Consider the following 15,546-nt stretch of genomic DNA (forward strand, 5'->3'; position numbering starts at 1 on the left):
GAGCGGCCCCGAACGGGGGCCACGGGCGAAGAATTTCCTGTGACCTGCTTTCCCTACGCTCAGGCCCGTGCTCTCCAGGGGAGGGCGGAGCGTTCTCGGGTTCGTCCCGTTGCAGCAGTAGGGGAGTCCCATGTCGGGGCGTTCTTTGCGAGCCGGTGTGCTCGCTGGGGTCATCACGTCGAGTGCCTTGGTCGCTGGGCTGCTGGTGGGCGTGCCGGCGCACGCCGATCCGGTCACGGCGACGTCACCGACGGATCTGCCGGCGCTGCCGTCGTCGCAGGGAGACGACCTCCACGCGGGCTCGGCACTGGCCGGGAACGGTCTGCAGGCGCCCGGATCGTTGCTGACGAAGGCGACGAAGACCGGAGACCCGAGCGACCAGGCTCCCGCCAGCAAGGACCCGGCGGCAGGGGCCTCGGCCACGGGCATCGCGAAGGGCGCGGACCTGACGTCCCGGTCGACCTACCAGAACACGTGGACCAACCCGAACGGCACCAAGGTGACGCAGATGTCACGCGTGCCGCTGAACGTGAAGGACGGCTCCGGGGACTGGGTGCCGATCTCGACGAAGGTCGAGGAGACCGACGGCGGTGGCTTCGCAGTCGATGACCACCCGTTGCAGCCGGAGTTCGCCGCGTCGACCGGGGAGGACGGTCCGGACTACACGGTCACGTCGTCGTCCACGGGGGACCGGGTGTCGTTCGAGCTCGAGGGCGAACGGGACGCCGACGCGCACGTGCCGACGAAGAGCCAGCTCGCGGCATCGGACCAGCCGGACGCCAAGGCATCGCACGGTGTTGCCTACGACGACGTGCTGCCCGGGACCGACATGTCGTACCAGGTCGATGCTGGCGGGGTGAAGGAGGCGCTGATCCTCGAGCGTGCTCCGAAGGCCGCGAAGCCGTCCTACAGCTGGAAGGTGCACGCTCCGGGCCTGTCGGTGGAGGACGGCCCGGTCGGATCGATCAAGTTCGTCGACGACGACGGCAAGACCGTGTTCTCGACGCCGACGCCGCTGATGACGGACTCGTCCGGTGTCTCGGGCAAGTCCGACAACGCGGTCGCGACGATCCCGGTGAGCATCGACCACCTGTCCGGGGACGACTGGCGGATCACCCTGACGCCCGACGCCGAGTGGCTCCGCGACGATGCCCGGGTGTACCCGGTGTCGTTGGACCCGTCGATCTGGAACGGTCCGTCCGCGCTGCAGTCGTACATGTCGACGAACAGCGGTCAGAGCGTGGCTGCGACGGCGTCGTACGCGAGCATCGGCAACTCGCGGATCAACAACGCACCGAGCGTCTGGCGGACCGTGCTGAAGTTCCCGTACGAGCAGCTCTACGGCAAGCAGATCCTCTCCGCACAGCTGGCGGAGACACAGGCCAACTCCGGGACCGCGACCGCGACCACGTCGGTCGCTGGGTGGGCGTCGGCCTACGCGTGGAACTGCGGTGTCCGCAACGCATCCCGCACGAACTTCACGGCCGGGTACACCGGAACGGCGTCGTTCGACGTGACCGGACAGGTCCAGCAGTGGACCGACGCGAGCTCGGCCGGCGGGTCCTTCTGCCTCATCGGCGACGAGAACGCCGGTGCCTACACCTACAAGAAGCTCGACGTGTCCCTCTACCTGCAGTGGGAGGACAAGCCCACCGTCGCCGGGTCGGTGTCGAGCATGCGGGACCCGAACCCCGGGTTCCCGGATCAGCAGACCTCCCCAGGTGCAACGACGTCCGGCGGAGCCGCTTCCTCGCCGGTGACGTCGTCGTCGACGCCGACGCTGGCGGTCAAGGCGACGCAGGACGGTGAACAGACCTACCCGCTGATCTACCAGTTCTTCGTCGGGACCACGACCGATCCGTGGGGCTCGCGGGTGTGGAACACCGATTGGACGAACGCGCCGAGCGGGCAGAGCCCGACGTTCCAGGCGACGGTTCCGCAAGGGGTGCTGCAGCCAGGGACGCAGTACTGGTGGAACGTCGTCGTGCAGGATCCCTACGGAGTGCGGGCGTGGACCCCGGCCTACCCGATGGTGACGACGTCGCTGCCGACGGTCGGTGCCAGCGGATCGTTCACACCTGCTGACGGTTCGGTCGTCGCGACGACGACTCCGACGTTGACGGCGCCGCCGGCGGTGTCGACGAACGGGCAGCCGCTCAAGTACGAGATCCGCGTCACCAGTGGTGCCGACGGCACGTCGGGCCAGATCGCCCAGTCGCCGCTGTGCGCCCCGACCGGCAGCGCGTGCTGGATCAACGCGGACGGGTCGATGTCGTGGAAGGTGCCCGACGCGGTCCTGCAGGACGGCGGGTCCTACACGTGGGTGCAGGTCGTCAACGACACGTTCGGTGACTACCTCTACACGGCGAACTCGACCACGGGCGTGAACCGGTTGACGGTGAACTCGCGCGTCACCGATCCCGGCCCGGCATCGACGGACGCTGCAGGCCCCGTGACGGTGAACCTCGGCAACGGCAACGTTGCCGCGTCGTTCTCCTCGCCGACCGTGCGCACGCTCGGTGGGGACATGGGGATGAACTTCTCCTACAACTCGCGTATCGCATCGAACCGCGGTCTCGTCGGCACGTACTGGAACGTCCCGGCCAACACCGCGACGTTCGGCCGGGGCGATTCGATGACCCCGAACGCCGTGCAGACGCTGGTCCGCACCGACTCGGGTGTGAGCTTCGACTGGGGGAGCGCAGCGCCGGACGACGCCGTCTCGCAGTCGTACTTCCAGGCCAAGTGGACCGGGTACATGACGCCCCCGTCCGGGACCTACTCGTTCGGGTTCCTCGCTGATGACGGGGTCGCCCTGCAGCTGGGGACCACCGGGATCATCACCGACCAGTGGGGGGATCAGCACCAGACCTCGCCTCGCATGGAGACTGCCGCGAACCAGGTCTTGACCGTGAACGGGTCGCAGTGGTCGATCGGTTCGCAGTCGGGCCAGCTGCCGATCCCGATCACGGTGGACTACTACCAGCGCGGCGGATCCTCGAACGTGTACCTCGAGGTCCAACAGCAGTCCGGGTCCTCGTGGGCGAACACGCAGGTCGTCCCGTCGAACTGGTTCACGAAGTCCCCGACGCTGCTGCCGTCCGGCTGGGCATCGTCCGCAGCGATCATGGGTGACGCGGGAGCGTACGTCTCGGCGTCGAAGCAGGGCGGTTCGGTGATCGTCACCGACACCGACGGCGGCACGCACACCTACGCCCGGACCGCTGCCGGCGGGTACACCCCGCCTCCGGGCGAGCAGGGAGTGCTGGCGTCCGACGAAGCCGGCAACCTGGTCCTCACCGACGAGGGCGGCACCGTCTACCAGTTCGACACTGCCGGGATGGTCACGTCCGTGACCCCGGCGGCGGACCTCGGGTCGAAGCCGGCGAACCCGGTCCCGGCGTACAACAGCAGCCGACAGCTGACGTCGATCTCGGACCCGCTCTCGGCGTCCGGGTCCGGCACGTCCCTGGCCTACGCGCGTCAGGTGCGGTTCTCGTACCTGTCGAACACCACGATCGGCTCGAGCGCGACGAACGGCGCGAACCGGGCCGCGGGTGCGTGCGCGCCGCCGTCCGGGTCCGCGTACCCGACCGCGGTCACCACGACCGCACCGGGGTCGCAGTCCGACGCCGGGATGCTGTGCCAGATCCTGTACCCGGACGGCTCCACCACGCAGCTGTACTACGACACCACCGGACAGCTCGCCCGGGTCGTGGACCCCGGCAACGAGGTCACCGACTTCGGGTACACGCTGAGCTCGAGCAGCGGGACCTACCTGCTGTCGACGATCCGGAACTCCCTCACCAACGACTGGCTGGCTGCGGACAGCAGCCGGAACGTTGCCGGGCCGGTGACGACCGACATCCGCTACGACGGGACCGACCGCGCCACCTCGGTGACGCTTCCCGCCCCGGACGGGGTGACCAGCGCCTCCCGTCCGCAGAAGACGTACGGCTACGGCGCCCCGGACACGAACGGGAACCGCACCAGCACGGTCGACGTCGCCGGGATCACGGTCCCGAACGGGCACGCATCGACGGTGACGATGGATGCCGCGCTGCGGCAGACGTCGGCGGCGTCCGCGTCCGGGCTGACCAGCACCGCGATCTGGAACAGTCGCGACAACAAGCTCGCCTCGATCGACCCGCAGGGTCGTGAGGCGAGCACCGTCTACGACCAGCAGGACCGCGCGGTCGCCTCCTACGGCCCCGCACCGGCATCGTGCTTCGGCCAGGTGCAGCCCGCGACCGCGATCCAGAACGCCAACGGTCCGCTGCCCACGGGCGGGGTCTGCGCAGGCACCGGGACCCCGGTGGCGCAGACGACGACCGCGATCGACGGGAACCTCCGCGGCCTGGCAGCGTCCTGGTACAACAATCCGACGCTCTCCGGCGCTCCCGACGCGATGACGCTCGGCATCCCGGCGCCAGCCGGCGGGACCGGCGGGCAGACCGACGGCGCGGTCAACTACGACTGGTCCTCCGGCACCAACGCAGTCAGCCCGCTCACCGCACCCAACGGGACCGTCATCGGCGGCGCAGCAGGCGCGAAGTGGACCGCGTCCTTCACGGGCCTGATCACCTTCCCGACCGCTGGGACGTACCGGTTCTACACGTGGGCCGACGACGGCACGAAACTGTGGGTCAACGACCAGCTCGTCATCAACGACTGGAACGGTGGCGCCCCGCACATCGCCGCGGCGAACAAGCCGTTCACCGTCGTCGCAGGGCAGAGCATGCGGATCAGGCTCAACTACCTGCAGCAGGTCGGCACCGCCCGGTTGGCGTTGGCCATGACGACCGGCAACACACCGAGCACGTACACCGCAGCGGACGTGGTGCCCGCGTCGATGCTGTCCCCGGCGTACAACCTGGGTACCTCGTCGACGACCGCCGACGCGGTCCCGTCGGGCGCGCAGGCCAGCCAGATCAGTCCGATCACGACGGCCACGACGTACTCGCGTCCCTGGTACGGCACCGTCGACGGCACCACCGTCGACCCCGCCGGCCTGGCCCTGAAGACGTCGACCACCACAGAGGCTCCCGGTGCCGGCTACCTCCGCTCCCTGACCCGGACCCTGCCCGCGCAGGCCGCGGCAGCATCGACGAACGCGTACTTCGGAGCCGCGCAGACGATCAAGGACGCCTACGGCACCACGGACGGACAGATCTGCGGCGTGGACGTGTCCACCCCGCAGAACGGGATGCTCAAGTCGACCACCGGGCCGACGCCCGCGACGGGCAGTGCCGTCGTGACGTCGTACCTGTACGACGTGTGGGGTCGCACCGCCGGGACGAAGACCACCGGCGACGACGACTGGTCGTGCGTGACCTTCGATGCCCGAGGCCGGACGGTGAAGGCGGTCACCGCCGCGTTCAACGGGCAGCCGAGCACCACGGCGACGTCCTCCTACTCCGCCGACGGTCTCACCGCAGCGGTCTCCGACGGAGCGGTGTCCGGGTCCCCGAACGGCTCGACGACCACGGCCAAGACCGACCTGCTCGGCCGCGTCGTCAAGTACGTCGACGTCTGGGGCACCACGACCACCACGTCCTACGACCAGGCTGGTCGGATCACCTCGACGCTGGCGGTGACCGCGGACGGTGTGCAGCACTCGACGGGGCAGTCGTACGACGTGGACTCGAAGGTGACGCAGTTCACCGCGGACGGGAAGATCGTCGCGGTCCCCACCTACCAGCAGGGTGAGGTCACCGCGGTGGCGTACCCGGCGGGTGCCGGGAACGCCGGCAACGGCACCTCGGTCACGGTGACGAAGGACGGTGCCGGTGCACTGACCGGGTTGGCGTGGTCGTTCCCGAACAACCAGCCGCAGGTCACCGACCAGGTGGTCCGGTCCCAGTCCGGTGACGTCCTGAAGGACACCACCGCCCTCGGGGCGGCGTCGAACGCGTCGACGTACTCCTACGACACGGCCGGGAGGCTCGTGGCCGCGTCGATCCCGCGGCACCGGTTGACCTACGGCTTCGGTGCCAGCACGTGCGCCCAGTCGGGTGGGGTCGCTGCGGCCGGGAAGAACGGGAACCGGACGGCTTCGTCGGACCAGCTCCTCGACGCCTCGGGCAACCCGGCGGGTGCGGCGACGCAGGTCGCGTCCTGCTACGACGCAGCGGACCGGCTCATCGGGACCACGGTGACGAACCCGGTCACGGGAGCGACGCCGGTGAACCAGTCCTTGACCGGTGCGCAGCTGGTCTACGACGCGCACGGGAACACGACCACCCTCGCTGACGAGACCCTCGTCTACGACGGGCAGGACCGGCACGTCCAGACCGCACTGACGGACGGGTCGAAGGTGTCGTACGTGCGGGACGCGTCGAACCGGATCGTGCAGCGCACGGAGCAGACCCCGAACGGAACGAAGACCGTCACCCGGTACGGGTTCACCGGCGACGGTGACACCCCGGACTTCGTCTACGACGGCGCGAGCAAGCTCACCGAGTGGGACCTTCCCCTGCCGGGCGGGGTGACCGCAGAGCTTCGTGGGACGAGCGCGGTGTGGTCGTACCCGAACATCCACGGGGACATCGTCGCCACCACCGACGGTACAGGGCAGCTCGCATCCCAGGTGCTGCCGGTGTTCGACCCGTTCGGGCAGGTCATGGACCAGGCCACCGGCCTGTTCGGTACGACGACGGCGAACCAGTCCGGGCCGGACACGCAGCAGGGCAACGCCGACTACGGGTGGCTCGGGCAGCACCAGAAGCTCAGCGAACACCTCGGCTCGATCGCCACGGTCGAGATGGGCGCCCGGCAGTACGTCGCAGCACTCGGACGGTTCCTGCAGGTCGACCCCGTCGAGGGCGGCACCGACAATGCCTACGCGTACGTCAACGACCCGTTGAACGGACTCGACCTTGACGGTAACAAAGCGTGGAAGGTGGGGGACTGGGTCAACCTGGCAGACAACATCAGTTCAGGCCTCGGCGTGGCCGCACTTTTCGGCTGTGGCGTCTGCGGCATCATATCGTCCGTCCTCGCCGTCGGTGTTGGAGTGTACAAGCTTTCAAAGGGTGACAAGTCGGGCTGGCTTGATCTAGCGGGAGCAGCAAGTTTCGGCGTGGGGCGAGGGCTTGAAGCGGGAGTCAAGGCCTATCGTGGAGTTCAAGCGGCTTCGAAGGTGGGAAGAGTTGCGCGGAAGGCGGCGGCAATCGGTCGAGCCAGAGGTGCCCGTGTTGCCAAGTACGTGTTCAATTCCCACAAAGCGGCCGACTTTGTTTACGGAGCCGGAAGAGGGGCAACATGGATTCATCAGTCCGTGAGCAACCGGCAGTCTTGGCTTTACCCCCCACGACGCAAGAAACGGTAGAAGGTTGGAGTTGATCGCATTTTTCGCCTTCATCGGGGCGACGGTGATCGTGACGATCACTGGAGTCGCTGCGGGAAGGAGAAGCGCATTGAGGAGCGCATTCCGGAACAACAGAGTTCTTTGGGAAGCGCATTCCGATGAGGAGATGCAGAGGATCCTGGGTGCTCGAGGTGCGCCCTTGATCGCGGTGCATAAGCGGAACTCCCAGCGATATCTCCAGTGGCTCTTCATTGATGACGATGGAGCATACGCAGTCGAGACATGCAAGCTCGACCCTCGGGTCGAGTTCGTCAGTCCGCGATCAGGGCTCACCTTGACGGAGTTGCGCGACCTCACGCGGGAAGCGCGGGTACCGGCCCGCCCCCGGATCAGCTACAGAATCTGGTCGGACTACTTCGACGAGATCGGCAAGTAGCTTACTGACAAGAGGCTCATTTCGACTTCAAGTCGGCGTCGTCCCTGATCCACCCGCCTAACGGCATCTGTTGAAAGCAGGGACAGGGTGTTCCGATGTTCCAAATTCGCTGGCGCAGGCGTGGTATGGGGGTGACGGAGGTCGTCGGACTTCGCGGCCCGGCTACCTCTCGGGATGGTTTTTCCGGGCATCGTCGATCGGCACTACCGTGATGCCCTGCTCCTTCGGCACTCCGGGACCGTGTTGGCAGATTGCGGCGTCGGCCCGCCGAAGCGTCTCCTCAGTAGTTCGTCCTAGCTGGTTCGACGGACGAGCCCCGCGCCTCCGATCGCGAGACGTGGCTCGAGAAGGCAAGGAGGGCGCGCCGCCGGTCCGCACCAGCGACGCGCCCCTCCCACAGTCCTCCCGGATCAGGCCCCGTGCGCCTCCTCCGCGACCGGCTGCCACGCACGCCACGTCGCCAGCCGCGACTCGTAGTCCCGCTCGGCGATGCCCAGCGGTGCCTTGCCGAAGAAGACACGCAGCGGCGGCTCCTCGGCATCGACGACCTTGAGGATCGCGGACCGCGTCGCCTCCGGCTTGCCGGGGTCCGCTGCCGACGGACGCTTCGACGCCGCCTCACGCACCTCGGCGTACGCGTCGAGCTCGTCGCTGTGCTTCGACGACGGACCCGACCAGTCGGTCGAGAACCCGCCGGGTTCGACGAGGGTCACGTGGATCCCGAAGCCCGCGACCTCCTGGGACAGCGACTGCGACAGGCCCTCGAGCGCCCACTTCGACGCGTGGTACGCGCCGACGGTCGGGAAGGCGCTGATCCCGCCGATGCTCGACACCTGCACGATGTGGCCGGAGCCCTGCTCGCGCATGATCGGCAGCGCGGCCTGCGTGACCCAGAGCGCGCCGAAGAAGTTCGTCTCGAGCTGCGCGCGGACCTCGTCCTCGGTGAGCTCCTCGACCATGCCGAAGTGGCCGAAGCCGGCGTTGTTCACGACCACGTCGAGGCGGCCGAAGTGCTCAGCAGCCTGCTGCACGGCGGCCACGTCGGCCTCGCGGTCGGTGACGTCGAGGCGGATCGCCAGGAACGTGTCGGGGTACTGGTCGACGAGCGCCTGGACGTCGTCGGTGTTCCGTGCGGTGCCCGCGACGGAGTCGCCGCGCTCCAGGGCGGCCTCCGTCCACTCGCGGCCGAAGCCCTTCGACGCTCCGGTGATGAACCAGGTCTTGGCCATGTCGCTCCTCGTGTTCGGTTGCGGTGACCCCGGCAGGCAACGCCCGTCGCCCCGGCGCGACCTGAGCGGCCGGGTGACAGGCGGCCGACACCGCCCCCGCAGGCGGTCGACACCGCCCCCGCCGGCGGCCGCCGGCCGCCGCACGACCGGACCACCAGCGCCGGACCACCGGACCACGGCCCCACCGCCCGCCTGCTGACAGCCCGCTCGCCCACCCCCGAGCACCATGGCCCCATGAGCCAGTACGACAAGCGCGACCCGAACTCCCTCTACCCGAAGCCGCCGTTCCCCGAGCAGGAGCAGTCGCTCCCGGGCGCCGCGTACAAGATGGACCCGAAGCCCGACCACGGCGAGGACAGCTACGTCGGCAAGGAGCGCCTCACCGGCTTCCGCGGCATCGTCACCGGCGCCGACTCCGGCATCGGTCGCGCCGCCGCGATCGCCCTCTCCCGCGAGGGCGCCGACCTGGTCCTGTCCTACCTGCCCGACGAGCAGGAGGACGCCGAGCAGGTCCGCGACCTCCTCGAGTCCGAGGGACGCCGCGCGGTGCTCGTGCCGGGCGACATCTCCGACGAGCAGTACTGCCGGGACCTCGTGCAGCGCGCCGTCGACGAGCTCGGTGGCCTCGACACCCTCGTCATGGTCGCCGGTCGGATGGACAGCAACGACGACATCCTGACCCTGACCACCGAGCACTTCGACTCGACGTTCAAGACGAACATCTACTCGCTGTTCTGGCTCACCCAGGCCGCGGTGCCGCACCTCGAGCCCGGCTCGACGATCGTCACGACCGGCTCGATCCAGGCGGCGACGCCCTCGCCCGACAAGGTCGACTACGCGATCTCGAAGAGCGCCGTGAAGACCTTCACCGAGGCCGTCGCGCAGCAGCTCGCCCCGAAGGGCATCCGCGTCAACTCCATCGCGCCGGGTCCGGTGTGGACGCCGCTGCAGCCGGGTTCCGACGACGCCGAGACCGTCGCGCACTTCGGTGAGCAGTCGCCGTTCGGTCGCCCCGGCCAGCCCGCCGAGCTCGGGGCGGCGTACGTCCACCTCGTCAGCCCGGAGTCGAGCTACCAGTCCGGCTCGACGATCACGATCGCGGGCGGCACGCCCGCGTTCTGAGCCGGGTCCGACGCGGCTCACCGGACGACGCCGGTCGCGTCCGACGCGGCACCGGACGACGCAGGTCGCGTCCGACGCGACCACGGGACGGACGGGAGGCACGGTGCCAGCGGGCACCGCGCCTCCCGTCCGTCGTCCGGTCGCGACCGCGACCCGACGCGCTCGGGCACGTGACGCCGCGGAACGCAGGGGGCGCCCACGCGGAGGTGCGACCGCACCGGTGGGGTGTCCCAGTCCGGGGCTGGCAGGGTGGGCGACGACGACGGGAGCGACGATGTCCGGTGTGACGCACGTGGTGCTGGCGGCGTGGGACGGCGGGGGCGGTGACGCCGAGCGAGCCGACGCGCTGTGCCGGGAGCACCTGCCCCGGATCGACGGCGTCGAGTCGGTGCGCTCCGGGCCGAGCGTGAGCACCGAGGGGCTCGAGGGCGGCTTCGACTGGATGCTCGTCGTGCGCTTCCGCGACCGGGACGCGCTCGCGGCCTACCTGCCGCACCCGGAGCACCGCCCGGTCGCCGACCACATCGGCGGCTCGAGCTCCCGCGTCGTGGTCTTCGACGTCGAGGACTGACCCCGGCGGACGGGGTGCGGCGTCTGCCGGTCCTGTGTGGTCTCTGATGCTTCCTCGGGTGGTGCACCGTCGCGTGCGCCCTCGCCCTGCCACCATGGTCGGATGACCGACGCGCCCGAACTCCGCCGCAGCAGGCGAACGGCCGACGTCGTCGGCATCCTCGAACCGAACCCCTACCCGCTCGTCGCGATCGCCGTGGCCGTCGTGTCAGTGGTCGTCCTGACGATCATCGGGTTCTTCCTCGGAACGGTCGACCTCCGTCTGTCGAAGGCGTTCAACGAGCTGCACGTCGGCGCGCTCGGGGCCTTCACGACCGCGGTCTACCACGTCATCAGCCCGGTCCCGGCGATCGCGCTGACCTTCGTCGTCGCAGGGCTGATCTGGTGGCGGGCACGGGACATCCGGCCGGCGTTGGGCTTCGGGATGACGATCGCGATCACGTGGTTGCCCTCCGCCGCGGTCAAGGAGATCGTGCACCGGGCACGCCCCGACGTCGCGCTCCTGCCGCACCCGTTCCCCGTGCAGCCCGACCCCGGGTACCCGAGCGGGCACACCGTGTACATCACGGCGTTCGTCATCGCGCTCGTGTGGGTCGTCCGCGAGACGCGGTGGCACCGGGTGGCGCAGGTGCTCGGCGTCGTGGCGATCGTCGTCGTGTTCCTGGCGGTGTCGATCGACGCCGTGCACTACCCGACCGATGCGGCGGCCTCGATCCTCTGGGCACTCGCGGTCGCGCCGGCAGCGCGCGTGGTGTGGGTCGACTGGGTGATGCCGAAGGTGCCGTTCCTCCGGCCGCGCGAGGGAGCGGCGGTGCCGGTCCGGCGCTGACCGGGACCCGGGGGAGCCCCCACCCGGTCGGAGGGCCCGCCGGGTGCTGCCGGAGGTCACGGACCGCGAGGCTCGAGGAGCACTACACTTCCCGAGTCACGAAGAGGTCTCATGTCCCGCTCCGCCACCGTCCCGCCGTTCCCCGTCGCACCCCGGTTCCACTTCACCACCGCGCTGTTCCGGGCGACCACCTGGCGACAGTTCGCCTTCCACGCAGCGCACCTGCCGATCGCCGTCGCGGCGCTGGCCTGGTTCGCCGTGACGATCGCCGTCGGCGTCCCCGCCGCGGTCACGTGGTTCGGGCTCGTCGTCTCCGCGTTCCTCCTGGGAGGTGGCGCCTGGTTCGCCGCCGTGACCAGACGGATGTCCGCCGCGCTGCTCGAGCAGGAGGTCGCGCCGCCCCGCTTCCGTGCCCGCCGCCCGGGACCGCTCGGGTGGGCGACGACGCGGTTGACCGACCCGGCGCGCTGGCGTGCGTTCGCCTACCTGCTCGTCGGGTTCGTCGTCACGACGTGCTCGTTCGCCGTCTCGACGGCCGTCCTCGTCACCTCCCTCGGCGCCGTGACGCACGCCGCCTGGGGTCGGTACCTCCCCGCGCAGATCGGCGCCGACGGCCGTGAGCACCGCGGCGCTCAGCTGCTCGGCACGTTCGTCGACACCGTGCCGATGCAGCTCGCGTTCGCCGCGCTCGGGATCGTCCTGCTGCTCGCCGTGTGGCCCGCCGTCAACCACGGGCTCGGGTCGCTCCAGCGCGTGGTCATCCGCTCGCTGCTCGGGACCACCCGCCGTGCGGAGCGCCTCGCCCAGGTCACCGCCTCCCGCGACGCGGCCGTCGTGGACGCCGACGCGACCCTGCGCCGCATCGAGCGCGAACTGCACGACGGCACGCAGGCCCGGCTCGTCGGCCTCGCCATGACGCTCGGCGACGCCCGGGACCGCCTGCAGCACGGGCAGGGCGGTGCCGGCGTCGAGGCGCTGGTCGACCAGGCGCACGCGGCGACGAAGGAGGCCCTCGTCGAACTGCGCGCCCTCGCCCGCGGGATCCACCCGCCGGTCCTGGACGCCGGTCTGGAGGCGGCGCTCGCCTCCGCCTGCGCGCGTGCGCCGTTCCCGGTGACGCTCCGCACCGACCTGCCGGTCCGCCCGGCGCCGGTGGTCGAGGGCATCGCGTACTTCGGGGTCCTCGAGCTCCTGACGAACGTGTCGAAGCACGCCGGGGCGACCTCGGCCACCGTCGACGTCGCACTGGTCGGCACCGACCTGGTCGCCACGGTGCAGGACGACGGCGTCGGCGGCGCCCACGTCGCACTCACGGCCGAGGACGGGCACGGCACGGGGCTCGCCGGGCTGCTCGAACGCCTGCGCGCGGTCGACGGGTCCCTGCACGTCGACAGCCCCGCGGGTGGACCGACCTCGGTGCGGCTCGTCGTGCCTGCGGGAGCCGTCACGTGAAGGTGCTCATCGCGGACGACAACACGATCGTCCGCGAGGGGCTCGCCGCGCTCCTCCGGGGCCGCGGGCACGACGTCGTCGCGGCCGTCGGGGACGGTGAGGCGGTGCTCCCCGCACTCACCGCGACGCCGGCCGACGTCGTGGTGATGGACATCCGGATGCCGCCGACCCACACGGACGAGGGCGTACAGGCCGCGGTCCGCGTCAAGGCCGCCCGGCCGGACGTCGGGGTGCTGCTGTTCTCGCAGTACGCCGAGGTGCGGTGGGCGCGCACGCTCCTCGACGTGGCGACGGTCGGCGTCGGCTACCTGCTCAAGGACCGGGTCGCCGAGGTCTCGACGTTCATCGACTCGCTCCAGCAGGTCGCCGCGGGCAACGTCGTGCTCGACCCCGAGGTCGCCGCCGCGCTCGTGCAGGCACCCCGACCGATCCGCGACCGCCTCGACACCCTCACCGCCCGGGAGACCGACGTCCTGCGCCTGATGGCCGAGGGGCGCTCGAACGGGGCGATCGCCGAGGCGCTGTTCCTCTCCGGGGGCACCGTCGAGAAGCACGTCACCGCGGTGTTCGCGAAGCTCGGGCTCGAGGCGGCGCCGGGCGACCACCGGCGTGTGCTCGCCGTGCTGCGCTTCCTCGCCCCCTGAGCAGGGCACGGTCGGCCCGGGGTCAGGCCGGGGCTGCCTCGTCGTCGTCGAACGGCAGGAGCCGACGTGCGCCGTGCCCCTCGGCGCCGAGCGCGTCCCCGGGGTTCACCACCAGGCAGGCGTTGAGCGAGACGCACCCGCACCCGATGCACTGCGTCATCTCCTGCTGCAGGCGCTCGAGCTCGAGCTGGCGGGCCCGGAGCCGCGCGCGCCACCGCTCGTTGAGCCGGTCCCAGTCCCGCAGCGACGGCATCCGGTCGGCGGGCAGGGCGGCGAACTGCTCGGCCACCTCGCCCAGGGGGATGCCGAGGCGCTTCGCCACCTGGATGATCGCGATCCGGCGCTCCACGTGCCGCGGGTACAGCCGGGTGCCGCCGGTGGTGCGTTCGGGGTGGATCAGGCCCTTGCGCTCGTAGAAGTGCAGCGCCGAGGCCGCGACGCCGGTCCGGCGGACGACCTCCCCGATCGACAGCAGGTCGGTCGGCCGCGGCGGCGCTGCGTTCGACGATCCGGTCCCGCCGTCGTCGATCTCCACCATGGTCGAGATCCTACGACCGGTCCGGCACCAGGAGCGCTTGGTACGATCGAGGACGCAATCCGTGTATCTACCGGCCGCCGGCACCCCGGCGGACAGCGGCGGCACCCGATGGGCCCGCCGCTCTCGCACCTGGTGGGCCGAGAAGGCACACCCCCATGCTCCAGGAACGACGCTCCGACGCGTCCCTCGTCTCCCTCGCCGGTCGTTGGTACTTCCCGATCGCCTTCGTCGCGCGGCTGCCCTTCGCGATGATGGTCGTCGGCGTGCTGACGCTCGTCGTCGCCACCCGCGACTCGGTCGCCCTCGGCGGCATCAACTCCGCGTTCGTCGGCATCGGGTCGGCGCTGTTCGGGCCGCTCGTCGGTGCCGCCGCCGACCGCTTCGGCCAGCGGGCCGTCCTCGTCCCGGTCGGCCTGGCGAACGCCGTGCTGCTCGCGCTGTTGCCGTTCGTCGTCGCCGGCTCGGCCCCCGACCTCGCCGTGCTCGCGATGTCGTTCGGCATCGGTGCGACCGCCCCGCAGGTGGCCCCGATGTCCCGCACGCGACTCGTCGCGATCATCCGGCAGCGGATGGCCCCTCGCCGCCACGAGAAGGTCCTCAGCGGGACGATGGCGTACGAGTCGGCCGCCGACGAGACCGTGTTCATCGTCGGCCCGTTCCTGGTCGGCCTGCTCGCGACCGCGATCGCCCCGTGGGTCGCCGTCGCCGGTGCGGCCGCCCTGACCTTCGTCTTCGTGACCGCGTTCGCGCTGCACCCGACCGGGCGGCTCGTCGTCCGCGGCGGGGACCACGAGGAGACCGCCCCCGCGCGGCAGCTGCTCCGCCCCCGCCTCGTCGTGGTCGTGGTCGGCATCCTCGGCATCGGACTGTTCTTCGGGTCGACGCTCACCGCCCTGACCGCCTTCATGGAGCAGCACGGCCAGTCGTCCCAGGCCGGCCTGCTCTACGGCGTGATGGGCATCGGCTCCGCGGCGCTCGCCCTCGGGTCGGCGGCGTTCCCCCGGGCGTTCGGGGTCGGCTGGCGCTGGCTCGTGTTCGGGGTCGTGCTGCTCGGCGGCGCGATCGCCTTCGCCACGGCCGACTCCGTGGTCGCCGTCGCGGTCGTGCTCGGCCTGATGGGCATCGGCATCGGCCCGACGCTCGTCGCGCAGTACAGCCTCGGGTCCGACCGTTCCCCGGTCGGCCGCTCCGCCACCACGATGACGATCCTCGGCTCGGCGGTCATCGTCGGGCAGTCCGTGGCATCCGCCGTCGTCGGCGAGGTCGCCGAGCGGGCCGGCACCGGGGCGGCCATGGCGTTCCCGGCGTACGCGGCGGCGCTCGTCGTGGTCGCGGCGGTCGTGAACGTCCTGCTCAACCGTCGGAGCCCGGTCGCACGCTAGGCACACCGGCCCTGGCCCACGGCACCCGGAGGTGA

General features: G+C 70.6%; 9 protein-coding genes. 7 read left to right on the plus strand and 2 right to left on the minus strand.

Annotation, left to right across the window (positions count from 1 at the left end; translation table 11 throughout):
* Positions 1 to 130: 130 nt before the first annotated feature.
* A complete protein-coding gene (locus tag QOL16_RS01780) occupies positions 131 to 7,330 on the plus strand; it encodes a PA14 domain-containing protein (protein ID WP_305411257.1) in 7,200 nt (2,399 codons plus the stop codon).
* Positions 7,331 to 8,155: 825 nt separating this feature from the next.
* On the opposite strand, the gene QOL16_RS01785 is transcribed toward QOL16_RS01780, so the two are convergent.
* Positions 8,156 to 8,974, minus strand: coding sequence for an SDR family oxidoreductase (locus QOL16_RS01785; protein ID WP_071246521.1), 819 nt, complete (start codon positions 8,972 to 8,974; stop codon positions 8,156 to 8,158).
* 234 nt (positions 8,975 to 9,208) lie between these two features.
* Here QOL16_RS01785 and QOL16_RS01790 point away from each other — a divergent pair, with 234 nt between their 5' ends.
* From QOL16_RS01790 to QOL16_RS01810, 5 genes are all read left to right on the plus strand, one after another.
* Complete coding sequence (locus tag QOL16_RS01790; protein WP_071284976.1) at positions 9,209 to 10,096, plus strand: SDR family oxidoreductase; 888 nt, start codon at positions 9,209 to 9,211, stop codon at positions 10,094 to 10,096.
* Positions 10,097 to 10,379: 283 nt separating this feature from the next.
* Entirely contained in the window at positions 10,380 to 10,667 is a 288-nt protein-coding gene (locus QOL16_RS01795) for a Dabb family protein (RefSeq protein ID WP_175473113.1), read from the plus strand.
* A 102-nt stretch (positions 10,668 to 10,769) separates the two neighbouring features.
* Positions 10,770 to 11,495 carry a phosphatase PAP2 family protein gene (locus QOL16_RS01800; protein WP_071284974.1) on the plus strand — a complete coding sequence of 242 codons (726 nt, stop codon included), beginning with the start codon at positions 10,770 to 10,772 and terminating at the stop codon, positions 11,493 to 11,495.
* Positions 11,496 to 11,606: 111 nt separating this feature from the next.
* Positions 11,607 to 12,947 carry a sensor histidine kinase gene (locus QOL16_RS01805; protein WP_083395088.1) on the plus strand — a complete coding sequence of 447 codons (1,341 nt, stop codon included), beginning with the start codon at positions 11,607 to 11,609 and terminating at the stop codon, positions 12,945 to 12,947.
* Positions 12,944 to 13,591 (plus strand): response regulator transcription factor, encoded by a 648-nt coding sequence (locus QOL16_RS01810; RefSeq protein ID WP_139266462.1) that lies wholly within the window; start codon positions 12,944 to 12,946, stop codon positions 13,589 to 13,591. Before QOL16_RS01805 ends, QOL16_RS01810 begins: the two co-directional genes overlap by 4 nt.
* A gap of 22 nt (positions 13,592 to 13,613) precedes the next feature.
* Here the strand turns inward: QOL16_RS01810 and soxR are convergent, their stop codons facing one another.
* Entirely contained in the window at positions 13,614 to 14,129 is a 516-nt protein-coding gene (soxR, locus tag QOL16_RS01815; RefSeq protein WP_071284973.1) for a redox-sensitive transcriptional activator SoxR, read from the minus strand.
* A gap of 155 nt (positions 14,130 to 14,284) precedes the next feature.
* Between soxR and QOL16_RS01820 the strand changes: the two genes are divergently transcribed.
* Positions 14,285 to 15,511, plus strand: a complete 1,227-nt coding sequence (locus tag QOL16_RS01820) for an MFS transporter (protein ID WP_065961491.1) — start codon at positions 14,285 to 14,287, stop codon at positions 15,509 to 15,511.
* The last annotated feature ends 35 nt before the right edge of the window (positions 15,512 to 15,546 follow it).

The sequence above is a fragment of the Curtobacterium sp. MCBA15_004 genome, from assembly GCF_001865055.2.
Taxonomy (GTDB): Bacteria; Actinomycetota; Actinomycetes; order Actinomycetales; family Microbacteriaceae; genus Curtobacterium.

Excerpts from the sequence above, each read along its gene's own strand:
- QOL16_RS01805 (WP_083395088.1), top strand. The coding sequence starts at position 11,607 with ATGTCCCGCTCCGCCACCGTCCCGCCGTTCCCCGTCGCACCCCGGTTC.
- QOL16_RS01800 (WP_071284974.1), top strand. The coding sequence starts at position 10,770 with ATGACCGACGCGCCCGAACTCCGCCGCAGCAGGCGAACGGCCGACGTC.
- soxR (WP_071284973.1), bottom strand. The coding sequence starts at position 14,129 with ATGGTGGAGATCGACGACGGCGGGACCGGATCGTCGAACGCAGCGCCG.
- QOL16_RS01780 (WP_305411257.1), top strand. The coding sequence starts at position 131 with ATGTCGGGGCGTTCTTTGCGAGCCGGTGTGCTCGCTGGGGTCATCACG.
- QOL16_RS01785 (WP_071246521.1), bottom strand. The coding sequence starts at position 8,974 with ATGGCCAAGACCTGGTTCATCACCGGAGCGTCGAAGGGCTTCGGCCGC.
- QOL16_RS01820 (WP_065961491.1), top strand. The coding sequence starts at position 14,285 with ATGCTCCAGGAACGACGCTCCGACGCGTCCCTCGTCTCCCTCGCCGGT.
- QOL16_RS01790 (WP_071284976.1), top strand. The coding sequence starts at position 9,209 with ATGAGCCAGTACGACAAGCGCGACCCGAACTCCCTCTACCCGAAGCCG.